Raw genomic sequence first — 25,229 nt, forward strand, 5'->3', positions numbered from 1 at the left:
CGCACTCCATTGCATAGCGCCGGCCATGCTCGAGATAGCCGGCCTCGTGGCTGCTCACGAGCTCGACGGCGGGTTTGGGGAGTGGATATCGTGTGATGTTTTCCTTCGCCATCGTACGGTGCGTTCCGTTGAAGTTCGAAGCTCGCGCAGGAATCGGGGACGGCAGCACGATTCGCACCTGACAGCGGGCACGACCACGCCCTACGCGAAGGTATCGAGCCACGCCGGAAATGCGGGCGCTTCTGCCGCTTTCGCCGCGCAGCAAACGGGCCTCGCGGTAAATGTCGCCCGCGCATCGAACGAGGTGCCAAATTGGTACGGTTTCGGACACGGGTGCTTACCCGGCAAAACCCCGAATAGCGTCTGCGATGCATCACCGATAAGGCGTTGTGCCCTACAATATTTGGGGTTCGCGAGGCTGCGCAACGCGCGCGAACCTTCGAAGCTTCGGTCAAGAGCCAATCATTTTCGACGTGATTTCACGTGGAGCGCTGCATGCCTTTTCCGGCACAAGACTGCGGCTGCGCTGGCTGGCGCGGCGAGATGGCGCGACGCATCAGCGAATTCGACTGGCGCGCCACCACCCTCGGCGCGATCGAAAACTGGCAGCGCAGTCTGACCTCGACGGTCCAGATGATGCTCGCCTCGCCGGTGCCGCTCGTGCTGTTGTGGGGCGAGCCCGGCTACATGATCTATAACGACGCCTATGCGGTCTTCGCGGGCGGGCGGCATCCGTATCTGCTCGGCCGTCCGGTCGAAGACGGCTGGCCCGAAGTCGCCGATTTCAACCATCACGTGATGGTCACCTGCCTCGCGGGCGGCTCGCTGTCGTATCGCGACAAGGCGCTCATGCTGCTGCGCGACGGCAAGCCGGAAGACGTGTGGATGGATCTGTACTACAGCCCGGTCGCGGGCGACGGCGGCGCGCCGGCCGGCGTGCTCGCGATGGTCGTCGAGACCACCGGGCGCGTGCTGACCGAGCGGATGCGCCAGCAAGCCGAAACCGAATTGCACGAGACCAACGAACGCCTGCAGCTCGCTCTGAACACCGGCGCGGTGCTCGGCACCTGGGTGCTCGACGTGCGCACCGGCGAGGTCACGGGCGACGAACGCTTCGCGCGGACCTTCCTGTTTGCGCGCGACAAAGCGTCGAAGGGCGTCGCGCGCGATGCCGTGACGCAGATGATCCACCCCGACGACCAGGCGCTCAACGACCGCCTGACCGCCGAAGCGATCCGCAGCGGCGAGCCGTTTCGCGCCGAGTACCGAATCCGGCGGCCTGACGGCGGCTATATGTGGGTACAGGCGAACGGCCGCTGCCAGTTCGATGAACACGGCGAACCGACGCGCTTTCCGGGCGTGCTGATCGACATTCACGATCGCAAGATCGCCGAACAGCAGCTTCTTCAGTTGACCGAAACGCTCGAGCAGCGCGTCGCCGATTCGATCGCGGCGCGCACGCTCGCCGAGGAACAACTGCGCCAGGCGCAGAAGATGGAAGCGATCGGCAGCCTGACGGGCGGCGTCGCGCACGACTTCAACAACGTACTGCAGGTGATCAACGGCAATCTGCAGATGCTCGCCGCCGACGCCAACGACGACCCGGTCGCGCAGCGGCGTCTATCCGCCGCGACCGATGCCGTCAAACGCGGCGCGAAGCTAGCCGCACATCTGCTCGCGTTCGCGCGGCGTCAGCCGCTGTCGCCGACCGTGCTGAATCCGCGCCGCCTGCTGACCGGCATGAGCGAGATGCTGCATCGCGCGCTCGGCGAAACGGTGCGGATCGACACGGTGCTCAGCGACGATCTGTGGAACGTGCAGGTCGACCGCAACCAACTCGAAAACGCGCTGCTCAATCTCGCGATCAATGCGCGCGACGCGATGCGCGCCGACGGCGTGCTGACCGTGCGCGCGACCAACCGCACGCTCGACGCCGCGTTCTGCCGCGGCAAGCCGGAGTTGTCGCCCGGCGAATACGTGGAGTTCTCGGTTGCCGACACCGGCTCGGGCATGCCGCCCGAAGTGCTGCAACGCGTGTTCGAGCCGTTCTTCACGACCAAACCCGACGGCCACGGCACCGGCCTTGGCCTGTCCATGGTGTTCGGCTTCGCGCGGCAAAGCGGCGGGCATGTGTCGATAGAAAGCGAAGTGGGACACGGCACCACGGTGTCGCTGTTCTTTCCGCGCTGCTGCGAGGCGGAGACGCCGGAGACCGTCGATGGCACCGCGGCACCGGTCGGCGGCGGCGAAACGATACTCGTCGTCGAGGACGATGCCGACGTGCGGCTGACCGCGGTCGAAATGCTCGCGCAGCTCGGCTACAAGGTGCTGACCGCGTCGAACGGCGACGCGGCGCTCGAATTCATCGACAGCGACATGCCGATCGATCTGCTGTTCACCGACGTCGTGATGCCCGGCAAGCTGAAGAGCGTCGAGCTCGCGCAACGCGCGGCCGCGCGCAAGCCACCGCTGCCTACGCTGTTCACGTCGGGCTATACGCGCGACGAAATCGTCCACCACGGCAAGCTCGACGCGGGTATCACGCTGCTGTCGAAGCCGTACCGGCGCGACGATCTTGCCCGTCTGGTGCGTAACGTTCTACGCGCGGGCGCCGCGCGCGCGGACCTCGCGGCCGGGATGCGCGAAGCGCGTATCGCCGCATGCGTGCCGCCCGCCGCGTACGAAAGCGCCAACACGTGCGCTACTGCGAAGGGCCCGCGGAAAGCGTCGAACAAAGAGCCGAAGAAAAAGCCGCACAAGCCGATCCAGCCGCGTGGGGCCCATGAAGCCGCGCGCGTGCTGTTCGTCGAGGACGACACCGAATCGCGCGAGGCGCTCGGCGAACTGCTCGGCGCGTTGGGCCTCGCTTGCACCGCGGTCGCGAGCGCGGAAGCAGCGTTGCCGCTCGCGAACACGCAACGCTACGACGTACTGTTGACCGACCTCACGCTGCCCGGCATGTCCGGCCACGAACTCGCGCGCGCGGTGCGGCAAGTGCAGCCGGAGATACGCGTGCTGCTGGTGTCGGGGTACGGTCGCAGCGCGGAGATCGGGGCGGCGATTCCGGGTGCACGGCTACTCGGCAAGCCGCTCGATATTGCGCAGTTGCGACACGAGTTCGCGCAATGGCTCGACCACACCGAAGCGGCGTCCTAGATGCTATGAGGGAGAGCAGCGTCAGCTCCTTCAACGTGGTCGCGGTAATCCCCGGCGCGTCGCAGATGAAGGTTTGAAAAGCAACGCTAGCATCATCGGACGCGAAGCAATCCGCGGTTCAGCGGACCAAACCCCGCGTAAATCCGGAATTAGAAGGAACCGCCCAAACCGTAAGATCGACATAAACCGGTCAGTCAGGTGTTCGCGGCATGCTAGATCTTCCTCTTTCCGATGACGCCTGGGCGCGCATCAGTCATCTGTTCAAGCAGGACCCGAAGAAACGTCTGGGCCGGCCCGCGCGTCCTCCGCGCGAGATCCTGGACGCGATTCTGTGGGTCGTCACGCGCAACGAGAAATGGCATCGGCTGCCCGGCACGTTTCCGCCGTCGCAGACGTGCTACATCAGGTGGCTGCAATGGCGCCGCACGGGCTTGATGAGCGCGATTCTCGACGAGCTCGGCCAGAGCGGTTGCGCGCTTGCATCGGCGTCTCGCGCGGATTCGGCGCCTCCGGCGGGGTCGACTGCCGACGCCTGAAATCGCGGCCTGGAATGGCATATATTGTTGGTAAGGATGAGTACCGCAACGGCGCAGCCCCGATCTGCATCAGCCGCGCGGGTGCGGGTATGATGCCGGGCGCGGTGCCCGCCGCACCCGCTTCCGATGCCGCATTTTTTGCCACGAGAACCATCATGCCTGCCCAACACGACGAAGCACCCGGCGCTCACGACACGACGGACAAGCCGAAACGCAAGACGCTGTCCATGTCCGTGCGCAATCTCCTGATGGTCGCCATTGGCGTCGTGATGTTCACGATCGTGTCGGGCGTCGTGCTGTACAACCCGATCATGTACGGCGACGAGATCCCGAACTTCGGCATCATCCTGATGCTGACGGTGCCGGTCATCGCGGGCGTCGCGTTTCGGGTCGGGCTCGACGCGTGGCTCGATCGCGAGTGAGCGGCAAGAACGCCACGTCCTCATCCCATCATGCCGCCTCGACCGGCAATACGACCCACACTTCGAGGCCGCCGCCGTCGCGCGGATGAAACTGCAGGCCGCCGCCGTGCAGCCGCGCGATCCGATCGACGATCGACAGCCCCAGTCCCGTGCCGCCGCTATGCGCACGCGCATTGCGGCCGCGCTGGAACGGCGCCTTCAGCTTCTCCAACTCCTCCGCCGTCAAACCTTTACCGCGATCGCCGACCGCAACCGTGACCGCGTCCTGCGTCGCCCACGTGCGCACCGCAAGCCCGCTGCCGCCGTAGACGATCGCGTTCTGCATCAGATTCATCAGCAGCCGCATCATGCTGATCGGCCGATATCGAACGGCCGGCAAGCTGCCCAGCGACAGGTCGAACTCGTGCCCGAGCCCCGCGAAGTCGCCCGCGAGCCGTTCGATCAGCGCATTCAGATCGCCGGGCTGCGCTTCCTCGCGCTCGCCGCTGCCCGCGTAATCCATGAACTGCTGCAGAATCGTCTCGATCTGATCGAGATACGATTCGGCGGCGATCACGAAACTGCTGTCGGCCCCCTGCGGCATCGCCATCGCCATCGACAGGCGCAGCTTCGTCAACGGCGTGCGGATGTCGTGCGAGATGCCCGCGAGCATCAACGCGCGCGTCGCTTCGGCGTCCTGTAACGCGCGCGTCATCTGATTGAAAGCGCTGCCCACGGCGGCGATTTCGGCGGGGCCGTCGGTGGGCAGCGGCGCGGGCAGGTCGCCGGCGCTGACGCGCCGCGCCGCTTGCGTGAGCTCGTGCAACGGTTCGTTCAGGTGCAGCTGGATCGCGTAGCCGGCGAGCGCGGCGAGCACGCCGAGACCCAACGACAGGAAGATCGCCGCTTCGAGGCCGCTGCCCTGCGCGTCCTCGGGAACCGGCAGCGCAATCCAGTATGGCGCGCTGGCCAACGAACCGGCCGCGTGGTCGGACCCGGCAGCCGGCGCATGCATGCGAATCCACAGCCGCTGCGCGCCCTCGGTCTGCCACCGCACGGGCATATCGGCGGGCAGATGCTTCTGCAGGCTGTCGATGAAAACGCCGCGCTGATAGGCGCTGTACACCCGCAACAGATCGTGCGGCGGTGTGTCGGTCGCTTCGGGCGGCAACTGCTCGCGCGCGTCGAGACGCGCGGTCAGCGCCGCGCGCGAGGCGGGCGGAGTGGCCGCGAGCAGGTTGTCGAGCGTCGTCACGTAGGTCGCGAACACGGCCGCCGCGCGTTCGACGCGTGGCCGCTGCACGTAATGCAGCAGCACGACGATCGAGCAGATCTGGCTCAGCATCACGAGCGCGATCAACAGCGCGATATTGCGCGCGAGCAGCGTGCGCGGCAGCAGTGCGCGCGACAGTGAGCGCATCATGATTCGACATCGGCGACGAGCATATAGCCGACGCCCCAGACGGTGCGAATGAAACGCGGCTTCGACGGATCGTCCTCGACGATCTGCCTCAGCCGCAGCACCTGTACGTCGATGCTGCGATCGAGCGCGTCATGGTCGCGCCCTCGCGCACGCGCGAGCAGGTTGTCGCGGCTCACCGCACGATTCGGCGACGATGCGAGCGCGACCAGCAGCAGCATCTGCGCGGAATGAATCTCGAGCGGCTCGCCCGCGCGCGACAGCTCCTGCTTGCCGATGTCGAGCGTGAAGTCGCCGAAACGCACGCGCTGCGACGTCAGCGTGAGGTCGCCCGCGGCCATCTTCTGGCGGCGCAGCAACGCATTGATTCGCGCCACCAGTTCGCGCGGCAGAAACGGTTTCGCGAGGTAGTCGTCGGCGCCGGTTTCGAGGCCGGTCACGCGATCGAGCGGATCGCCCTTCGCCGTCAACATCAGGATCGGCAAGGTCTGCCCTTGAGCGCGCAGCTTCGCGCAGATCTCGAGGCCGTCCTCTTCGCCGATCATCAGATCGAGTATCAGCAGGTCGAACGGCTCGCGCTCAAGGTAGCGATTCAGGCGCTTGCCGTCCTCGGCCGCGCGCACGTCGAAGCCATGACCGCGCAGAAAGCGCAGCAGCATGTTGCGCAACTCGGCTTCGTCGTCGAGCACGATGATCCTGGCGGGGCGTTCCATCCGAAAGCTCCTCGATAACCGAGCCGCTCAGTGTGCGGCCCCGCGTTCCTGCATGAATGCCTCGATCTGCGGGAGCGTGATGTAGCCGGCCTTCTGCGTGTCGATCTCGTCGAAATGACGCGCGAGCAGCGGCATGCCGGCCGCTGCCTGGTCGCGCGTCAGCTTGCCGTCGTGGGTGGTGTTCGCGCTTGAAAAACGCGTTTGCAACTGCTGCTCCATGCGCTCCATCCGCTGCTGGCTGATACCTTGCGGCGCGGCGGCCTGAGCGAACGCGACGGTGGACGCGCAGCACAGCAGCACGGTGGCGAGCAACTTCTTCATGACTGACTCCTTCGGTTCGAACATCGACCGTCGCCTGCCTGGGTGCCGCGAGCCGTTTCGATGACAGGCCGAATTGTTGGTCAGACGCCGCGCGATCGCAATTCGAGAATCATGTCGAATCATGTCACGGCACCGGGTGCCGCTGCAGCGTGACATCGAACGAAATGAGTTCGCGGTTTCGTTTTGCGGGCCTGCTGCGTATCGTTCCGTCTGCCGTTCGTCGGCATTCACGTATCAGGAGTCCCAAATGACTATCCGTCTCGCCTGCGCCTCGACTTTCACCGCCATCGGTCTCGCCTGTTCTTCCGCTGCCTACGCGAGAGTCGTGGTGTATCTGCCCGCCGCCGTGGTCTACGCGCCGCCGCCGCGGCCGGTCTACTACCCGGTGCCGGTCATTCCCGTGTACGTATCGGCACCGCCTGTCGCCGTGCCTGTGGCGGCCGCGACCATCGTCGCGGCGCCGCCCGCACTCAACTATGCGGTGGTGCCCGCGCCGACGGTCAGCTATGCGCAACCGCTCGTGATCGCGCCGCGTTGAAAGCGCGCGCCGGGCCGTCGCGCGGGCGGTTTCGATCGCCCCGACACCGGCCCACGCCGTTGACTCAGCATAGGACACGCGCCTCGCGGGCACGCCTGGTGAATTCCCGTTGTCCCGTTGAAAGGTGGAGCGCCGCGTAAAGCTTGCATGGAGTTTGCCGCTTCTTACCATCGCGCACCGCGCCAGGCGCGCGCCCGATGTGGCGCTCTGCGCCGGCACGGCTGATATTGACTACATATAGGCGGGATGGAACGGACCTTGCGATCCCTGTCGGGTACGCGCCCCTATCCCACCTTCTTTCCTGGACCTTTGTGATGAGCTACCAAGATATCGACAAAGAAATCGCCCACCTCGAAGTCGTTTTCAACGCGCTTTCTGGGCGCGACCGTTTTCCGTTGTCGTACTGGCATCGTCGGCTGCATGCGTTGAACCGTTCGTCGATGGTGCCCGCGCAACGCCAGCGCGTCGCCCACCTCGAAGCAAGGCTGCGCTCGGTCGGCGCGCGACTGGACCAACTCGCCGGCGCGACGCGCGTCGGTTCCTGCACCAGCCCGCTGATGGCGGGCGGGTCCGGCATCCGTTCAGCCAGTTAATATCCGCGCCCCAAGCGCCAGCACGAGCGCGGGCACCATCACCAGCGCGCCGACTTTCAGAAACTTCATGAAGCTGACGTCTTCGCCTTCGCGGCGAATCGCGTTGAGCCACAGGATCGTCGCGAGCGAGCCGGTGATCGACAGGTTCGGCCCGAGGTCGACGCCGATCAACAGCGCGTCGATCACGCGCTCGGGGCTATGCGCCTGCATCACGGTCGAACTCGCGATCAAGCCGGCCGGCAGGTTGTTGATCAGATTGCTGAGGAACGCGACGCTCGCGCCGGCCCACCCGGCCGCTTCCATTTCGTTGTGTTCGGTCGCGCGGCGCAACGCACCCGCGAACAGGTTGATCACACCGGTGTGATCGAGCATCTCGACCAGCACGAACAGCCCGGCGACGAGCGGCAACACGTTCCACGAAATTTCGCGCATCATCGGCAGCGGCGATCTGCGCTCCTTGATCAGCACGACGAGCGCGGTCAGCGTGCCGAGGATCGCGGTCGGCAGGCCGAGCTGGATGTCGTAGGCGGAGACCGTCAGCAGCGCGCCGGCCGTCACCGCGATGCCCGCGAGCGCGACGCGCCCGCTCGCCGAGAGCTCGACCGCGTCGAGATTTGCCTCGCAGACGCCAGCGAGCGCCTCGCGTTGCGTCCAGCGCAGCATCACGAAGGTCGCGGCGATCGACAGCACCGACGGCAGCGTGAAGCGCAGCATCCACGGTCCCAGCGGCGGCGTGTGATTGCCGTACAGCACGATGTTGGCCGGATTCGAAATCGGCAGCACGAAGCTCGCCGCATTGGCGACGAACGCGCAGACGAACAGCAGCGGCAGCGGCGGTGTCTTCGCTTTCTTCGCCGCCGCGAACACGGCGGGCGTCAGCACGACGGCGGTGGCGTCATTGGAAAGAAACGCGGTGATCACCACGCCGAACAGATACACGAGCACGAACAGCTTGCGCGGCGAACTGCGCGCATGATTGACAGCGAGCACCGCGACCCAGTCGAACAGCCCTTCGCGGCGGCCAACTTCGGATAGCAGCATCATGCCGAACAGGAACAGATAGACGTCGGTGCCCTTGCCGAGGGCTTCGACCGCGAGATGCAAGGGCAATAGGCCGAGGGCGACGAGCAGCACCGCGCCGGCGACGGCCCACACGGCTTCGGGCCATTTGAACGGCCGTGTGATCACGCCGGCGGTGGCGAGCGCGGCAATACTCCAGGAAAGAAAAACGGAATTCACGGCTTGACGCCCGGATAATGGGTTATGTCGGTGGCTGCGCAAAGCGCGCAACCTTGTTGTTCGGGGCAACAAATTACCACAGCGGTACCACGGCGAGCGCTCCATAGCAGTGAGCGTGCCTTCATGCGCGGACCTTTCAGCGCGCATACCTCTCGACACGATTAACATCACCGCAACAACGATCTGTTCCCGCCCACCCGCCTATTCAGTTTGAATGGGCATCCCTACTATCCGCATTCTCACGCGGTTGCTCGCGAGCAATGGATAGAACACGATGCAAACACACGCTTGCGCTCCCACGCGCTACCACGGCGCGGCGATCGCGCTGCACTGGCTGGTCGCCGCGCTGATGATCTGCGGCTTCTATATCGGCTGGATCATGACCGATATCCCCGGCCTCACGCCGACGAAGCTCAAGTACTTCTCGTGGCACAAATGGATTGGCGTGACCGTGTTCGCGCTGGCGCTGCTGCGGGTGCTGTGGCGCGCGACGCATCGCGCGCCCGCGCTCGATGCCGCGACGCCCGCGTGGGAGAAGGCCGCCGCGCATCTGGTGCACGGTCTGCTGTATCTGCTGATGCTCGCGATTCCGATGTCCGGCTACTTCTACAGCTCGGCGGCCGGCATTCAGGTCGTGTATCTGGGCATCGTGCCGCTGCCGACGATCATCGGTCCCGACCACGCGCTGAAGGCCGCGCTGCGCACGGTGCACGTGCTGCTCAATTACGCGCTGCTCGCGCTCGTGATCATGCACGTGCTTGCGGCGCTCAAGCATCAGTTCATCGATCGCGACGGATTGCTCGCGCGCATGGTGCCGTTTCTGAAGACCCGCGCATAACGATATGACGGCTTGAAGAAAGCCATAACTCCTGTCGATTGGTTACGACTGGTTGGCAATCAAATTCCTCGCGGTGTGCAATCAGGCCGCGAAGCTCGGATAGGATGCGTACCATCATGAAGACACCTTTTTATCTCTCCACTCGTCGCGCGACGCTCGCTTCTTTGGCGGTGCTTGCGCTGCTCGGCGCGAACCTCGCGCACGCCGACGTCGACCTCGCGAAAAGCAGCGTCATCGCCACGACCAAACAGATGAACGTGCCCGTCGACGGCAAGTTCAGGAAGTTCTCCGCGCAACTGAATTTCGATCCGGCGAAGCCGGCTGCGGGCAGCGCGAACGTGTCGATCGACACCGCGAGCTACGACCTCGGCGCCGACGACTACAACAAGCAGGCGCAAGGCAAGGAATGGTTCGACAGCGGCGCCTTCCCGAGCGCGACCTTCGTGTCGAGCTCGATCGCGCCGGCTGGCGGCAACCAGTACAAGGTGACCGGCAAGCTGACGATCAAAGGCAAATCGCAAACGGTCGTCGTGCCAGTCGTGATCGCGAGCCAGGGCGCCACGCAAACGTTCGACGGCTCGCTGCCGATCAAGCGCACGCAGTTCGACGTCGGCACCGGCGAATGGAAAGACACGTCGGTGGTCGCCGACGAAGTCGTCATCAAATTTCATCTGGTCGCGGCGAAGAAATAACCCACCACGCCGCAGCACCGCCTTACCCTTCGACCTCTGGAGTCCAACTTGAAGCAATCCTTCCTGCTCGCCGCCGGCGCGCTCGCCGCTGCATGCTCGTTCAACGCGATGGCCGCCGCCGAAACCTACCTGCTCGATCCGACGCACACGTCGCCGAGCTTCGAGACCGACCACTTCGGCGGCCTGTCGATCTGGCGCGGCAAGTTCCAGAAAAGCAGCGGCACCGTCGTGCTCGATCGCGCGGCGAAGACCGGCACGGTCGAGGCGACAATCGACTTGACCTCGGTCGGCATCGGCAACGACAAGCTCAACGAGGAACTGGTCGGCGACAAGTTCTTCGACACCGCGAAGTTCCCGACCGCGACCTACAAGGGCACGCAGATCCGCTTCGACGGCGACAAGCCGGTCGAAGTGATCGGCACGCTGACGCTGCACGGCGTCACGAAACCGGTCAACCTGAAGATCGAATCGTTCAAGTGCATCCAGCATCCGATGCTGAAGCGCGAAGTGTGCGGCACCGAATCGGTCGCGACGTTCAATCGCGACGATTTCGGCATCGATTTCGGCAAGGCGTACGGCTTCAACATGAAGACCACGCTGCATATCCAGGCCGAAGGCGTCAAGCAGTAAGCGCATCGCGCCCGGCACGGCCGGGCGCCGAACTACTGGATCGCGGGCTGCGCCGGCGCGTGCGACGCGCGGCGCGCCTCCAGCCACGCGACCAGCTCCTCGCGGCGCATGGCCTTCGCGAACAGCCAGCCCTGTCCGTACTGAACGCCTCGGCGCAGCAGATATTCGACCTGCTCGTCGCGCTCGATTCCCTCCGCCACGACTTCCACCCCCAATTCGTGCGCCATGTCGATGATATGCGGCGCAACGATGCTCGACGCTGCATCCCGGGCGATCGTGTCGACGAACGATTTGTCGATCTTCAGAGCGTCGATCATGAACGTCTGCAAATAGGCGAGGCTCGAATAGCCGGTGCCGAAATCGTCGATATAGACCGGGTGGCCGGCGCTTCGGAAGGCCGCGATCGTCTGCCGGGTCGCATCGGCGTTCAGGCAACTGCGCTCGGTCGCTTCGATCCTGATCTGCGCGGGACGCAGGCCGGTTCCGGCGAGCCTCGCGGTGATCAGGTTAAGAAAGCGCGGCGTGCGCAGATCCTCGCCGCTCACGTTGACCGACACGTAGAACCACGGCCGCGAACGCAATAGCTCTGTCAGGTCGTGGAGCGCTTTATCGAGCACGAGGTCGGTCAACGACTGGATCAGGCCATGCTGCTCGGCCAACCCAATGAAAATATGCGGCGAGATCTCGCGTCCGTTCAGATTCCATCTGGCCAGCGCTTCGACACCGACGCATTCGTTGGTCGCGAGACTCACGATCGGTTGATAGGCGACGTCGATGATTTTGCGCGAGATCGCCCATTCGAGCGATGCCCGGAACGACACCTGTCGCGAGATCCGTTTGAACGCGAACCAGCCGAACCCGGCGCCCATCGCGACGCCTATCGACAGCCACGTCGCCAGCAGGCCGGGCCAGTCTCTCAGCAGGCTGGTGCGCCGGCCCTTGACGACGACGCCAAGCGCGCGCGTCGCCGAACGTGCGACCGCGTAGTTCCATTCATCGCTATCGACGCGCCCCGCCCGCTTCCATGCATGGAGCATCTCGTCGGGGTCCGCGCCCGTCGACAGCGCGACGATCGAGTTCAGGCCGGTGTTGATCGTGGCGATGGGCCTTCCCGCCGGATCCATCACATCGACGTATGACTGCGGATCGATTGACACGTACTCGCCGTTGCGCCCGATCTGTATGTCCTCGCGCACGTCGCTGAGCGGATTCTTTTGCTGGAACCAGACCAGGTAGCCGTCGTTGCTTCGCCAGCGCGGCGGCGGCAGTTCGACATTCTGCGTCCGAACGTCGCCGAACAGCGGCGAGCAAAGATAGCGCCCGTCGCCGTACGCACCTGCGTCCCGGATGTAGCGGTAGTTGAAAATCACATGGGCGGCGCGCTCCAGGTATTGCGGCGAACACGGCGCGCCGTGCTCGGCCTGCAGGTCCGCGATCGCCGCAAAACCCTGATACGTGACGAGTTCCGTGCGCATCACGGCCTTTTCCGCGTATTGGCGCAAATCTCGCTGCTCGCGGCGTGTGACGTCTTCGTTCGCGATATAGATGCTGATCAGGACCGGCAGCACCGTTGCGGCGCAGCCGAGTGCGATATACGCCGAAATCAGCGACATGCGCTGGATCATCTGTCGAGCCCCGTGGTGAAGCGGTCGCGGCGAAACCCGCCGGGAGCGGCAGCGGCCCGGCATGGACCCCGTACGCAAGCGGCGGAGTTCAGTGTCAAGCATAGTTTCTGAACCCGCTTTTTCAACAACGCGTCGAACGACACGCGTGCGGCCGGCCGTGCCGGCCCTGACCGGCGGCGAGCGCGGCAAGGTACCATGACGGGCTGGCGGCGTCGCGACGCGCGCCGTCACCGCTTTCGTTTATTGCCATCGCCCGCTTCAACTCCCATGAATTCGCCAACCCGCCGCATCGCGCACCTCGACATGGACGCGTTTTACGCGTCCGTGGAACTGCTGCGCTATCCGGAGTTGCGCGGGCGCGCGGTGGTGATCGGCGGCGGGCGCAACAGCGCGCCGCAGGTGCTCGAAGACGGCAGCAGGCGCTTCGCGAAGCTGCGCGATTACGCGGGCCGCGGCGTCGTGACCACCTCGACCTACGAGGCGCGCGCGCTCGGCGTATTTTCGGCGATGGGCATGATGAAGGCCGCCGCGCTCGCGCCCGACGCGATCCTGCTGCCGACCGACTTCGATTCATACCGCCACTACTCGCGTCTTTTCAAGGCCGCCGTCAGGACGTTCACGGACCGCATCGAGGATCGCGGCATCGACGAGATCTATATCGACCTGACCGACCTGGCGGGCGAACCGGCCGACATCGGCCGGCGCATCAAGGACGCCGTTCATCAGGCCACCGGTCTCACGTGTTCGATCTGCGTCGCGCCGAACAAACTGCTCGCGAAGATCGGCTCCGAACTCGACAAGCCTGACGGCCTGACGATCCTCACGCCGGCCGATATACCGCTGCGCGTGTGGCCGCTGCAGGTGCGCAAGGTCAACGGCATCGGCCCGAAGGCCGCGCAGAAGCTGACCACACTCGGCCTCGCGACGGTCGGCGATCTGGCCGCCGCCGACGCCGGGTTGTTGCAGGACAACTTCGGGCGCAGCTATTCCGCCTGGCTGATGCAGGTCGCGCAGGGTCACGACGAGCGGCCCTTGGTGGTCGAATCGGAGCCGAAGTCGATCAGCCGCGAGACCACGTTCGAGCGCGATCTGCATCCGCGCCACGATCGACCGGCGTTATCGAGCGCGTTTACGGGGCTGTGCGTGCGTGTCGCCGACGATCTCGTGCGCAAGGGCTACGTGGGCCGCACGATCGGCATCAAGCTGCGCTACGACGACTTCCACACCGTCACGCGCGACCTGACGCTCGACGAACCGACCGCCGACGCGACCGAAATCCGCCGCGCGGCGACCGAATGTTTGCGACGCGTGGAGTTGAACCGCAAGCTGCGGCTATTGGGCGTGCGCATCAGCACGCTGACGTCGGCCAGCGAACAGGCGCTGAAGCCGCGCCTGCCGGTTCAGGCCGACTTGCCTTTCGCGAGCGACGAATAGGCGCTGTCGCCGGCGACGCCGGTCGCGTTCGCACGCATGGCCGGCACGTCGCCTGACGTGGACAGCGCCGACGCCGCCACCGAAAACGAGAACGTGTTGATGCCGTTGGCGCTGTGCGCGGACACGGTGCCGCGATGCATCTCCGCGATCGCCTTCACGATCGCGAGCCCGAGCCCGTGGTTTTCGCGGCTATTGGTGCGCGAGACTTCCGCGCGATAGAAACGGTCGAACAGATGTTCGAGGACGTCCGGCGCGATCGGCTCGCCAGGATTTGCCACGGCGACGCGCACCTGGTCGCGCATCGGTCCTTTCCCGCGCGCGATCGTCACGCTGATCGACGCGCCCGGCTCGCAATGCTGGATCGCGTTCATCAGCAGGTTCGTGCACGCGCGGCCGAATAGCGACCGGTTCACGCGCGCGAACGCATCGCCGTGCAACTGCGCATGCACGTGCGCCTCTTCGAGCGGAATCTCCAGAAACTCGAGCGTATGCGCGAGTTCCGCCGCGAGCGACACCTCGACGAGCCCCGTCGCGCGTTCGCCCTGATCGGCGCGCGCGAGGAACAGCATGTCGTTGATGATCGTGCGCATCCGCTCGAATTCTTCGAGATTCGATTGCAGCGTGTGGCGCAGATCGTCGACCGAGCGGTTGCGGGTCAGCGCGACCTCGGTCTGGCCGATCAGGATCGTGACCGGCGTGCGCAGTTCATGCGCGACGTCCGCGTTGAACGATTCGAGCCGGCCGTAGGCGCCGTCGAGCCGTTCGAGCGCGCCGTTGAACGAGTTCGCGAGGTCGTTCAGTTCGAGCGGCAGCGACGCCGTATTGAGCCGCTGCGAGCGGTTGTTCGGGCTGACCGCCGATGCGTCGCGCGTCAGACGCGTGAGCGGTGCGAGACCGATGCGCGTGACCGAGTAGCTGAGCAGCAGCACCGCGAGACTGCCGAGCGCGGACAGCGCCGCGAGCGCCGAGCCGAACACGCGCATCGTGCGCAGGTTCGGTGAATAGCTCGAGGCGACCTGCAACTGCACCGGCGGCCGCGCGGCGTTGGCGGGCAAGGTCACCGTCGAGGTCAGCATGTCGGGGCCGCCGCCCGCCGGCGCGATGCGCGCATAGCCGCCCGGCCAGCTCTTCGTGACAGTGCCCTGCACCGGCGTGCCGAAGTGATAGCTCGGGTCCGCGCTCGTCACCGAGTACACGGTGCTGCCGTCGTGCGGCGTCATGTCGGTGAGTTTTTCGCGGCACATCCGCCATTTTTCGGGCGTCACCGCGTGATAGACGATGATGCGCGCGATCTGCGTGCGATCGTCGAGCGACTCGCGCAGATGATGCTCGAGCTGCGTGCGCAGCACCAGAAAGAGCCCCGTGCCGACGAGCGTAAACACGAACAGCGCGACCAGCGCGAACATCGACGCGAGACGGCGGGCAATCGAACGGTTCATGATGTCTCGGCCTCTTCGCGCACTTCGAGCACGTAGCCCATGCCGCGCACCGTGTGCAGCAGCTTCGACGGGAACGGGCCGTCGAGCTTCGCGCGCAGCCGCTTGATCGCGGTTTCGACGACGTTCGTGTGGCTGTCGAAGTTGACGTCCCACACGAGTTCGGTGATCGCGGTCTTCGACAGAATGTCGCCCTGACGGCGCGCGAGCACGCTGAGCAGTTGAAACTCTTTGGCGGTCAGGTCGAGGCGTACGCCGTCGCGCGTCGCGCGGCGGCCGATCAGATCGACGAACAGATCGCCGACGGAAATCAACGTGGATTCCTGCGAACGCGTGCGGCGCGCGAGCGCATGCAGACGCTCGACCAGTTCGAGGAACGAGAACGGTTTGGTCAGGTAGTCGTCCGCGCCTTCGCGCAGGCCGCGCACGCGGTCGTTCACGTGATCGCGCGCGGTCAGCATGATGACCGGCGTCGACTTGCGCATGCGCAGCGCCTTCAGCACGCTGAAGCCGTCGCGCTTAGGCAGCATCACGTCGAGGACGATCACGTCGTAATCGAATTCGGTGGCCAGATGCATGCCTTCCTCGCCGTCGAGCGCGACATCGACGACCCAGCCCTGCTCTGTCAAACCGGAGCGCAGGTAGTCCACCACCTTGTGCTCGTCTTCAACGATCAGCAATTTCATCCGCGTCCCCATGCCACGTTTGGCGGTCAACTGTCCATTATACGAAACGCCCCTAACGCCTCGCGCCGATCCCACTCCCTCGGCATGGAAGCTCGGCCGGGGCGATTCAGTGTGCAGGAGCCGGCATCTCCTTCTGCTGCGCGCCGCCGGCTGGCGCTTGCTGCGGCGATGCCGTAGCACTGGCGACGTTCGCTGTCGCGTTAGTACGGGTAGCCTCGCTCCCGGCCATTGCGCCACCTTGCGCGCCGCCCTCCCAGCCGCCGCCGAGCGCCTTCACGAGCGCCACCGACAGCGTCAACTGCTGGCCGTGAATCTGCACGTCCGTGCGCTCGCTGGTCAGCAGCGACTCCTGCGCGTCGATCACGTTCAGATACGCGACGAGGCCGCCCGAATAGCGATCGTTCGCGAGCGACAGCAGCCGCTGCGCGTCCTCGACCGCCTCGCGCGACTGCTTCGCCGCGCCGTCGAGCACCGACAGTCCTGTGATGCCGTCCTGTACCTGCTGGAACGCGCTCAGCACGGTCTGCCGATAATTCGCCTCGGTCGCCTTGTAGCCCGCGCTCGCGTACTGGACGTTGGCCGCGCGCCGGCCGCCGTCGAAGATCACTTGACCGACCGTCGCGCCGAGCGTCCACATCAGCGTCGGCGCGCTCAGCAGATTGGCGAACTCGGTGCTCTCCCAGCCGATGCCCGGCGTCAGCGTGAGGCTCGGGAAGAACGCCGCCTTGGCCACGCCGATCTGCGCGTTGGCCGCCGCCATCGCACGTTCCGCCGAGGCGACGTCGGGACGCCTTTGCAGCACGTCGCTCGGCACGCCGAGCGGTACGGTCGGCGCCTTGATGTCGAGTACCTTCGGCTCGATCGCGAACTGCGGTGCCGGCACGCCGACCAGCGCGGCGATCGCATGCTCGAACTGCGCGCGCTGATTGAGCAGCAGTTGCGCCTGCACGCGCGTCGAATCGAGCTGCGATTTCTGCTGCAGCACGTCGAGGCCCGATACCGAACCGAGATCGTGCTCGGTGTTCACGTAGTCGAGCGCTTTCTGCTGCAGCTTCACCGACTGGTTCAGCACGTCGATCTCGCGGTCGAGCTCACGCAGCGAGAAGTAGTCGGTGGCGAGGTCGGTCGTCAGCACGAGGCGCGCGTTCGCGAGATCGTCCGCCGACTGTTCGGCCGACGCCTGCGCGCCCTCGACCTGACGACGGATGCGGCCGAACAGATCGGTGTCGTAGCTGATCGTCGGCCCGAGCTGGAGGTTGTTCTGCACCGTCGATTCGGTCGGCGTCGCGTAGTTCGTCAGCGGCCGGTCGTGCGAAATACGGAAGCGCGAGGCCTGTGCGTTGAAATCGACTTCCGGCACGCGCTGCGCGCTGGTGTTCGCGAGCGTCGCCTTCGCCTGCTCGTAGTGCGCGCTCGCCGCGGCGAGCGTCTGGTTCTGCGCGAGTGCCTGGGTTTCGAGCGTCGCGAGCGTCGGGTCGGCGAAGCCCGTCCACCAGTCCGGCGCGATCGGCGCATGCGACGGCGCGGCGACGCGCCAGAACGAATCGGTGTGCCATTCGGGCGGCACCTCGGCCTGCGGCCGCTGATAGTCCGGACCGACCGTGCACGCGGCGAGCAGCGCCGCGCCGGCGCACGCGCTCAGCGCGGTGAAGACAGTGCCACGCGTACGCGCCTGGCGTGAAGCCGCAAACGTCACGACGCCCCCTTGCCGTTCTTCTGCAGCGGCTGCACCTGCACGTGATCGCCATCGGCAATCGAATCGCTCGGGTTGACGATGATGCGATCGCTCGGCGAGATACCGCTTTCGATTTCGAGCTGCTGTCCGAGGTCCACCGCGATCACGACCTTGCGCAGGCTCACGTTGCCCTTTGCATCGACGACCGCGAGGCGCGGACCCTCCGCGCGAAACAGCAGCGCGTTGCCGGGCACCGTGAGACGCGCATGCGCGGCGGCCGGCACCGCGACCTGCACGTACGCGCCGGGGCGCAGCTTGTCGTCGGGATTCGGCAGCGTCACTTCGATCTGCAACGAGCGCGTGGGTACGTCGATCGCGCCAGATATATGCGTGATCTTGCCGTTGAACTGCTGGCCCGGCAGCTCGGCCTGCGTGACCACGACCTTCTGCCCGACCGCGACGTTCTGCGCGTAGGCCTGCGGCAACTGCACATAGACGCGCAACGGGTCCGATTGAGCAAGCGCGAACAACGCACGGCTCGTGCCGCTGCCCGCGTCGATCAGATCGCCGACGTCGACGTTGCGCTGCGTGACCACGCCGGTAAACGGCGCGACGATCCGCTTGAACGATTCGAGCTGCTGCAGACGCTTGACGTTCGCATCGGCGGCCGCGAGATTCGCGAGGTCCTGCGTGTAGGTGCTTTGCCGTTCATCGAGCTCCTGCTGCGACACCGCATCACGCTGGCGCAACTGCTGCCAACGGTCCAACGAGCTCTTCGCGAGCGCGAGGCTCGAATTGATCTGCTGACGCTGTGCCAGAGCCTGCGCGAGTTCCTGGTCGATTTCCGGCGTATCCAGCTCGGCGAGCAGTTGCCCCTGCTTCACGTGGGTGCCGATGTCGGCGTACCAGTGCAGCAGATAGCCGGTCGCGCGTGCATAGATCGGCGACTCGACATAGCCGCGCAGCGTGCCCGGCAGCAGCGTGTCGCCGCCGCCCTCGGTCTGGGTCGGCATGACGACGTTCACGTACTGCGTGGCATTCTGCTGCGCGATCGCCGCGACTTCGCGGTTTTGCAGCACGTTCGCGATCACGGTGCGAAGTGTGCCTACCACGAGCAGCACGAGCACGATCACGACGGCGATCTTCGCGCGCTTCCATTCGCGATGGCGCGGCGGCAGCCGGTGCTCTCCTTCTTCGGTTTCCCGCGCGGGGATCGCTAGCGATGCATGAGTTTTTTCGGTCATCTCAGTCAACCATCGTTTAACTTTTACGCGGGCGTCGCCGCACTGCTGGGTTCCGGTGCGGGGGTGTCACTATGGCCGCCACTGCCACTGCCACCGCCATCGTCGCCAGCGTCGCCACCGCCGTTGTCGTCGTCGCCGCCGTTCTTATGACGGCGCGCGAGCCACGAATGAATTCCCGCAAACACGAGCGGCACGAAAAACAGCGTCGATACGGTCGCGAACAGCAACCCGCCGATCACCGCGCGGCCAAGCGGCGCATTCTGCTCGGCGCCTTCGCCGAGACCGAGCGCCATCGGAATCATGCCGATGATCATCGCGAACGCGGTCATCAGCACCGGACGAATCCGGCTCGCGCCGGCTTCGAGCGCGGCCGTGAGCGGCGGTGCGCCGGCCGACAGCCGCTGGCGCGCGAACGCGACCATCAGAATACTGTTCGCGGTCGCGACGCCCATCGTCATGATCGCGCCGGTCAGCGCCGGCACGCTCAGATGGGTGCCGGTCAGGAACAGCATCCACATGATCCCCGCGAGCGCCGCCGGCAACGCGCTGACGATGATCAGCGGATCGACCCACGACTGGAAGTTCACGACGATCAGCAGATACACGAGCACGATCGCCATCGCGACGCCGATGCCGAGCCCAAAGAACGAACTGCGCATCGTCTGTACCTGGCCGCGCACGGTGATCGTGCTGCCGCGTGGCAGCGAGCCGCGCACCTCGTCGACGATCTTGTCGACCTGATTCGCCACGCTGCCGAGATCGCGCTTTTCAACGCTCACATACAGATCGATCACCGGACGGATGTTGTAATGCGTGACTTCCGCGAACTGGCTCTTCGGCGAGATCTGCACGAGGTTGCCGAGCAGTTGCGTCGGCCCGTTCATCGTGGCCGAGACCGGGGTGCGCAACAGTTCGTCGATCGAAGACACCTGGTACTGCGGCGTCTGCACCGCCACCTTGTATTCCACGCCGTTCCTGTTGTTGACCCAGAAGCCCGGCGACGTCTGCGAGCTGCCCGACAGCGAAACGAGCACGTTCTGCGCGACGTCGTTCGCGGTCAGGTTCAGTTGTTGCAGGCGGGTGCGGTCCATGTGCAGATCGATCACCGGTTCGTCGAGCTTCTGCTGGATATGCGTGTCGACGGTGCCGGGAATCAGTCGCACCTGCTTCAGCAGCTTGCGCGCGATGTCGAGGTTGCCCTGCTGATTCGCGCCCGAAATCTGCACGTCCACCGCGGCAGGCAGGCCGAAGTTCAGGATCTGCGTGACGATATCGGCCGGCTGAAAGAAGAACTCGACGCCCGGGAAACGCTGCGGCAGGATCGCGCGCAGCTTGTCCATGTAGATCTGCGACGGCTTGTGGCCTTCGTTCAACGCAATCTGGATCTCGCCGTCGAGCGTGCCCATCGTGCCCGCATTGCTATACGACAGGTTGATGCCGCTATACGGTACGCCGAGGTTGTCGAGAATCGTGCCCAACTCCCTGGGCGGCACGACTTCGCGGATCACCTTTTCGACCTCGTCGGCAAGCCGCGCGGTCTCCTCGATACGCGTGCCGGTCGGCGCGCGCATGTGCAAGCGGATATCGCCCGCGTCGACGCTCGGGAAAAAGTCTTCGCCGAGCGTGAAGAACAGGCCCATCGACAGCACGCAGAAACCGAGGAACAGCGCGCCGAACATCTTGCGACGCACGAGCAGGCTGCTCAGGATCATGATGTAAGTCGCACGCATGCGCTCGAAGCCTGCGTCGAAGCGGTGATACAGACGCATGAACAGATTCGGCTTCGTGCCCGCCTTCGGCTTGTGCGCGTGGCCCATCAGCAGCATCGCGAGCGTCGGCACGAGCGTACGCGACAGGATGTACGAAGCGAGCATCGCGAACACCACCGCTTCCGCGAGCGGCACGAATAGATAGCGCGCGACGCCGGTCAGGAAGAACATCGGCACGAACACGATACAGATACACAGTGTCGAGACGAGCGCCGGCACTGCGATTTCGCCGGCGCCTTCGAGAATCGCATCGTGCAGATTCGTGCCCAAGTGCAGGTGCCGCTCGATGTTCTCGATCGTCACGGTCGCGTCGTCCACCAATATGCCGACCGCGAGCGCGAGGCCGCCCAACGTCATGATGTTGATGGTCTGCCCGAGCGCGTGCAGCACGATCAGCGACGACAGAATGGACAGCGGAATCGAGATCGCGATGATGCAGGTGCTACGCCAGTTGCCGAGAAACAGCAGGATCATCGCGGCGGTCAGCGCGGCGGCGGCCAGCGCTTCGCGCACCACGCCCTGCACCGCCGCCTTCACGAACACCGACTGGTCGAACAGCGCGGTGATCTGCAGATCCGGCGGCAGCGCGGCGCGCGCGGCCGGCAAAATGGCTTTCAACGTATCGACGATCGACAGCGTCGACGCGTTGCCGTTCTTCAGCACCGAAATCAGCACGCCGCGATGACCGTTCTGCCGCACGATGTTGGTCTGCGGCGAGAAGCCGTCGCGCACATGCGCGACTTCACGCAGGTAGGTCGTCGCGCCGTTGACGGTGCGCACCGGAATGTCGTTGAGACCTTCCAACGTCGGCGGCGACCCGTTCATGTCGATCGTGTATTCCTTCGGCCCGATCTTGGCCGTGCCCGTGGGCAGAATCAGGTTTTGCGCGTTGAACGCGTTGACCACGTCGGCAGGTGTCAGGCCCTTGGCCAGCAGCGCGCGCGTGTCGAGGTCGACCGAGATCAGCCGCGATTTGCCGCCATACGGATACGGCACGGCCGCGCCCGGAATCGTCACCAGTTGCGGTCGCAGGAAGTTCAGCGCGGTGTCGTTGAGATCCTGCTCCGAGAGTTTCGGACTCGACAGGCCGAGCTGGATGACTGGAATGCTGGAAGCCGAGTAGCTGATGACCAACGGCGCGGTGGCGCCCGGCGGCATCTGCTTCAATTGCGCCTGCTCGATGGCGACCGTCTGCGCGATCGCCGTCTGGATGTTCGCGTTCGGCTGCAGAAACACCTTCAGGATCGCGATGCCGGGGAGCGATTGCGATTCGATATGTTCGATGTCGTTGACCGTCGTGGTCAGACTGCGCTCGTTGACCGACGTGATACGGGTGGCCATGTCTTCGGCCGACAGCCCCGTATACGTCCAGATGATGCTGACGACCGGAATGTTGATATCCGGCAGCACGTCGACGGGCATGGTGGACAGCACGAAGGGCGTCGCCAGCACGATCAGAATTGCCATCACGATGAACGTGTATGGCCGCTTAAGCGCTACGTTGACGATCCACATTGAAACGGGCCAGAGAAAATGCGGGTGGAGGGAGGGATTGAATCTGCGCCTATGCTAGATCGATGGTACCAACGCCTGCATGGCATGAAAATGGCGAAATCGTCAGGAAGCTTGTTGAAAGCAAAAGCGCCATTTTTGAAGACGAAGGGCTCTCGCCGAATTAGCTGCGAATTAGCCGCAAAGCAAACGTTTGTTGAATAAATTTACGCGCAGTTAATGAAACGTTTGCTGATACGCGGCACGTTTTTTGGCCGAAATGATATGAAACATGCTTTCAGATTGATTCGCAAGACGGGGCAAGTTTGCTCCGAGTGGCCATCCCCTTCAACGAAAATAGGCCGGTCAACCTGAATGGTCGACCGGCCCTCATTTGCAGTCATTCGTATCCTGGCGTCAACGCCCGCGACGCTTATTTGGCGAACAGCGACGACATATCGGCGAACGCCTTGAACTCGAGCGCATTACCCGACGGATCGAGGAAGAACATCGTCGCCTGCTCGCCGACCTCGCCCTTGAAGCGCACATGCGGCTCGATGATGAATTCGATGCCGGCCTTCTGCAGTTTGTCCGCGGCGGCCTGCCATTGCTCCATCGACAGCACCGCGCCGAAGTGGCGCACCGGCACCGCGTCGCCATCCACTGCGCTGGTATGACGGTGACCGACTTCGTCCGGCGCCAGATGCGCGACGATCTGATGACCGTAGAAATTGAAATCGACCCATGCGTCCGAACTGCGCCCTTCCGGGCAGCCGAGCAATTCGCCGTAGAACTCGCGCGCGGCGGCGAGGCTATGAACTGGAAACGCCAGGTGGAACGGCGGCAAAGCGGTTTCGGCAACGCTCATGATAGGAAGACTCGCTGGGGTGGGTGTGAGGATGAGTTACGACTGGCACGACTGGCAACCGGTTCAGTTGAAGCAAAGTTTAATCATGAATAAAAATGTTGAGAAACGATATATATTTGACCTGACCATCACCAAAATCGATTGATCGATCATGCTCAGCGAGTTGAAAACCTTCATCGCCGTCAGCCAGTACGGCACGTTCTCCGGCGCGGGCGCGCGCATCGGGCTCACGCAATCGGCCGTCAGCGCGCAGATGCAGCGGCTCGAACAGGAACTCGGCTTTCAGCTGTTCGACCGCACCGGCCGCTCTGCGACGCTCAACGAGGCGGGCCGCGAGACGCTCGCGCTCGCAGAGGAAATGATGACGCTCTATGCGCGGCTCTCCGAGCGCAGCGGCGGCGCCGCCGAGAGCGGCATGCTGCGGGTCGGCGCGATCGCGTCCGCGCAGGTGTCGCTGCTCGCCGACGCGCTCGCGCGCTTTCGCGACGACCGTCCCGGCTGGCGGATTCGCGTGGTGCCGGGCGTGTCGCTGGGGCTGCTCGGCCAGGTCGACTCGGGCGAGCTCGATCTGGCCGTCATCATCAAACCGCCGTTCGCGCTGCCGTCGGAACTCGAATGGCGCACGCTCGTCGCCGAACCGTTCGTGCTGCTCGCGCCGAAACAGCTTGCGCGCGGCGGCCGCTCGTGGCGCGAACTGCTGCGCAGCGAGCCGTTCATCCGCTACGACCGCGCGTCGTTCGGCGGACGGCTCGTCGACCGTTTTCTGCGGCGCGCGCGCCTTGGCGTGCGCGATGCGGTCGAGCTCGACGAATTGCAGGCGATCGTGCAACTGGTCGCGCGCGGCATGGGTGTCGCGCTGATTCCGAATACGGCCGGGCTCGGCAAATGGCCAGCGAGCGTCGTCCCACTCGAACTCGGCGATGCGAGCTTCGAGCGCGAGATCGGGCTCGTGCTGCGGCCGCGGCATAGCCGGCCGGTGGTCGCCGATGCGTTGGCGGAGTGTATTGCGAGCGCGGCGCACGGTTGAGCGCTTTGCACGCCGCATTCGATGCGAGTTCGCTTCGGGTTCGCATCGAGTGTGCTGCCATACGTACGCGCAACTGTATCTGTGAGTCGCGCGCGACGGCGCGCAGAATCGTTGCTTCATTCAACCGGCTGTGTGGCGCGTTGCATTGCATTGTCGAACACGCGCTCCGCCCTTACATTTGCCCGCCATGATCGCCAGCCCTCTGCTCACCGCCGATGTCCTGATCGCCTACAGCGCCTATTTCGTCGGCACCGCGAGCCCTGGGCCGAGCAATCTCGCGATCATGTCGCTCGCGATGAGCGCGGGCCGACGCGCGGCACTGGTGTTCGCGCTCGGCGTGGTGTCGGGCTCGTTCTCATGGGCGCTGCTCGCGTCGCTCGGCTTGTCGGCGGCGCTCGCCGCCTACTCGGAATGCCTCGTCGCGATCCGGATCGCGGGCGGCTTGTATCTGCTGTGGCTCGGCTTCAAGTCCGCACGCTCGGCGTGGAGCGCCGGCAAGCCGGCCGCGAGCGCGGCGCGCGTCGACGAACCGCTCGGGCGACTCTATCTGCGTGGCCTTTTGCTGCATCTCACGAATCCGAAAGCGGTGCTGGTGTGGCTGTCGATCGTGTCGCTCGCGATGTCGCCGGTACACGGCGCCGCGCACGTGACGCCGGTCGTGCTGGGCTGCATGGTGATCGGCGCGACGGTATTCAGCAGCTACGCGGTGCTGTTTTCGACGGCGTCCGCACGCCGCGTCTATACGGCGATCCGGCGCTGGCTCGATGGCTCGCTCGCGGTGATGTTCGGCATTGCGGGGGTCAAATTGTTGACGTCGAAGCGTTGAGGTGGGTCGGGCGCGTCTGGGTCGCCCGAGGCCGCGCTCTGCGATACTGGCGGTTCGGCTCCATCAACGAC

22 protein-coding genes are annotated in these 25,229 nt (G+C 65.0%); 11 read left to right on the forward strand and 11 right to left on the reverse strand.

The genetic code is table 11. The features are described 5' to 3' along the window. Nucleotides 1–495 precede the first annotated feature (495 nt). The 3 genes from HDG34_RS29915 to HDG34_RS29925 all read left to right on the forward strand — a co-directional run bounded on the left by HDG34_RS29915 (nt 496) and on the right by HDG34_RS29925 (nt 4,114). Complete coding sequence (locus HDG34_RS29915; protein ID WP_184065262.1) at nt 496–3,156, forward strand: response regulator; 2,661 nt, start codon at nt 496–498, stop codon at nt 3,154–3,156. A gap of 209 nt (nt 3,157–3,365) precedes the next feature. Next, entirely contained in the window at nt 3,366–3,692 is a 327-nt protein-coding gene (locus tag HDG34_RS29920; protein ID WP_184065265.1) for a transposase, read from the forward strand. A gap of 155 nt (nt 3,693–3,847) precedes the next feature. After that, nucleotides 3,848–4,114: a hypothetical protein gene (locus HDG34_RS29925; RefSeq protein WP_184036397.1), complete on the forward strand. Its 267-nt coding sequence runs from the start codon at nt 3,848–3,850 to the stop codon at nt 4,112–4,114. A gap of 28 nt (nt 4,115–4,142) precedes the next feature. Here the strand turns inward: HDG34_RS29925 and HDG34_RS29930 are convergent, their stop codons facing one another. Genes HDG34_RS29930 through HDG34_RS29940 form a run of 3 tightly spaced genes read right to left on the reverse strand, consistent with a single transcriptional unit; the run spans nt 4,143 to nt 6,547 of the window. Next, the gene (locus tag HDG34_RS29930) at nt 4,143–5,516 is read right to left on the reverse strand and encodes an ATP-binding protein (protein WP_184065268.1); all 1,374 of its coding nucleotides are present in this window, start codon (nt 5,514–5,516) and stop codon (nt 4,143–4,145) included. Next, the gene (locus tag HDG34_RS29935; protein ID WP_090806371.1) at nt 5,513–6,226 is read right to left on the reverse strand and encodes a response regulator; all 714 of its coding nucleotides are present in this window, start codon (nt 6,224–6,226) and stop codon (nt 5,513–5,515) included. Before HDG34_RS29935 ends, HDG34_RS29930 begins: the two co-directional genes overlap by 4 nt. A gap of 27 nt (nt 6,227–6,253) precedes the next feature. Further along, nucleotides 6,254–6,547 (reverse strand): EF-hand domain-containing protein, encoded by a 294-nt coding sequence (locus tag HDG34_RS29940; RefSeq protein ID WP_184065271.1) that lies wholly within the window; start codon nt 6,545–6,547, stop codon nt 6,254–6,256. Between the two features lie 247 nt (nt 6,548–6,794). Between HDG34_RS29940 and HDG34_RS29945 the strand changes: the two genes are divergently transcribed. Together HDG34_RS29945 and HDG34_RS29950 are read left to right on the forward strand one after the other, a co-directional pair. Continuing rightward, on the forward strand, nt 6,795–7,085 hold the full coding sequence (locus HDG34_RS29945; RefSeq protein WP_184065274.1) for a hypothetical protein: 291 nt from the start codon (nt 6,795–6,797) through the stop codon (nt 7,083–7,085). Between the two features lie 314 nt (nt 7,086–7,399). Further along, the gene (locus HDG34_RS29950; RefSeq protein ID WP_184065276.1) at nt 7,400–7,678 is read left to right on the forward strand and encodes a hypothetical protein; all 279 of its coding nucleotides are present in this window, start codon (nt 7,400–7,402) and stop codon (nt 7,676–7,678) included. On the opposite strand, the gene HDG34_RS29955 is transcribed toward HDG34_RS29950, so the two are convergent. Continuing rightward, nucleotides 7,667–8,917, reverse strand: coding sequence for an arsenic transporter (locus tag HDG34_RS29955; protein ID WP_184065279.1), 1,251 nt, complete (start codon nt 8,915–8,917; stop codon nt 7,667–7,669). The two genes, HDG34_RS29950 and HDG34_RS29955, sit on opposite strands and share 12 nt — an antisense overlap. A gap of 274 nt (nt 8,918–9,191) precedes the next feature. On the opposite strand from HDG34_RS29955, the gene HDG34_RS29960 reads away from it, so the two are divergent. From HDG34_RS29960 to HDG34_RS29970, 3 genes are all read left to right on the forward strand, one after another. Next, nucleotides 9,192–9,755, forward strand: coding sequence for a cytochrome b (locus tag HDG34_RS29960; RefSeq protein WP_184065282.1), 564 nt, complete (start codon nt 9,192–9,194; stop codon nt 9,753–9,755). Between the two features lie 116 nt (nt 9,756–9,871). Beyond that, nucleotides 9,872–10,447 carry a YceI family protein gene (locus tag HDG34_RS29965; protein ID WP_090810112.1) on the forward strand — a complete coding sequence of 192 codons (576 nt, stop codon included), beginning with the start codon at nt 9,872–9,874 and terminating at the stop codon, nt 10,445–10,447. A gap of 48 nt (nt 10,448–10,495) precedes the next feature. Then, complete coding sequence (locus HDG34_RS29970) at nt 10,496–11,077, forward strand: YceI family protein (RefSeq protein ID WP_184065285.1); 582 nt, start codon at nt 10,496–10,498, stop codon at nt 11,075–11,077. A gap of 32 nt (nt 11,078–11,109) precedes the next feature. Here the strand turns inward: HDG34_RS29970 and HDG34_RS29975 are convergent, their stop codons facing one another. Continuing rightward, nucleotides 11,110–12,690 (reverse strand): EAL domain-containing protein, encoded by a 1,581-nt coding sequence (locus HDG34_RS29975; protein WP_260321387.1) that lies wholly within the window; start codon nt 12,688–12,690, stop codon nt 11,110–11,112. Nucleotides 12,691–12,969: 279 nt separating this feature from the next. On the opposite strand from HDG34_RS29975, the gene dinB reads away from it, so the two are divergent. After that, nucleotides 12,970–14,136 carry a DNA polymerase IV gene (gene dinB, locus HDG34_RS29980; protein WP_184065303.1) on the forward strand — a complete coding sequence of 389 codons (1,167 nt, stop codon included), beginning with the start codon at nt 12,970–12,972 and terminating at the stop codon, nt 14,134–14,136. Here dinB and HDG34_RS29985 read toward each other — a convergent pair. The 6 genes from HDG34_RS29985 to HDG34_RS30010 all read right to left on the reverse strand — a co-directional run bounded on the left by HDG34_RS29985 (nt 14,103) and on the right by HDG34_RS30010 (nt 23,305). After that, complete coding sequence (locus tag HDG34_RS29985) at nt 14,103–15,575, reverse strand: heavy metal sensor histidine kinase (RefSeq protein WP_184065306.1); 1,473 nt, start codon at nt 15,573–15,575, stop codon at nt 14,103–14,105. The genes dinB and HDG34_RS29985 overlap by 34 nt on opposite strands. Continuing rightward, the gene (locus HDG34_RS29990; protein ID WP_018424874.1) at nt 15,572–16,258 is read right to left on the reverse strand and encodes a heavy metal response regulator transcription factor; all 687 of its coding nucleotides are present in this window, start codon (nt 16,256–16,258) and stop codon (nt 15,572–15,574) included. The genes HDG34_RS29985 and HDG34_RS29990 overlap by 4 nt, the downstream gene beginning before the upstream one ends. 106 nt (nt 16,259–16,364) lie before the next feature. Beyond that, nucleotides 16,365–17,900, reverse strand: a complete 1,536-nt coding sequence (locus HDG34_RS29995; RefSeq protein ID WP_184065442.1) for an efflux transporter outer membrane subunit — start codon at nt 17,898–17,900, stop codon at nt 16,365–16,367. 50 nt (nt 17,901–17,950) lie between these two features. Further along, nucleotides 17,951–19,177 carry an efflux RND transporter periplasmic adaptor subunit gene (locus HDG34_RS30000; protein ID WP_184065308.1) on the reverse strand — a complete coding sequence of 409 codons (1,227 nt, stop codon included), beginning with the start codon at nt 19,175–19,177 and terminating at the stop codon, nt 17,951–17,953. 23 nt (nt 19,178–19,200) lie between these two features. Beyond that, complete coding sequence (locus HDG34_RS30005) at nt 19,201–22,461, reverse strand: efflux RND transporter permease subunit (protein WP_184065311.1); 3,261 nt, start codon at nt 22,459–22,461, stop codon at nt 19,201–19,203. Between the two features lie 409 nt (nt 22,462–22,870). Continuing rightward, complete coding sequence (locus HDG34_RS30010) at nt 22,871–23,305, reverse strand: VOC family protein (RefSeq protein WP_008918388.1); 435 nt, start codon at nt 23,303–23,305, stop codon at nt 22,871–22,873. Between the two features lie 151 nt (nt 23,306–23,456). Here HDG34_RS30010 and HDG34_RS30015 point away from each other — a divergent pair, with 151 nt between their 5' ends. Then, entirely contained in the window at nt 23,457–24,332 is an 876-nt protein-coding gene (locus HDG34_RS30015) for a LysR family transcriptional regulator (RefSeq protein ID WP_184065314.1), read from the forward strand. 187 nt (nt 24,333–24,519) lie between these two features. Next, nucleotides 24,520–25,158, forward strand: a complete 639-nt coding sequence (locus tag HDG34_RS30020) for a LysE family translocator (RefSeq protein ID WP_184065318.1) — start codon at nt 24,520–24,522, stop codon at nt 25,156–25,158. Nucleotides 25,159–25,229: the final 71 nt, after the last annotated feature.

It is taken from the genome of Paraburkholderia sp. HC6.4b (assembly GCF_014200875.1).
Taxonomy (GTDB): Bacteria; Pseudomonadota; Gammaproteobacteria; order Burkholderiales; family Burkholderiaceae; genus Paraburkholderia; species Paraburkholderia tuberum.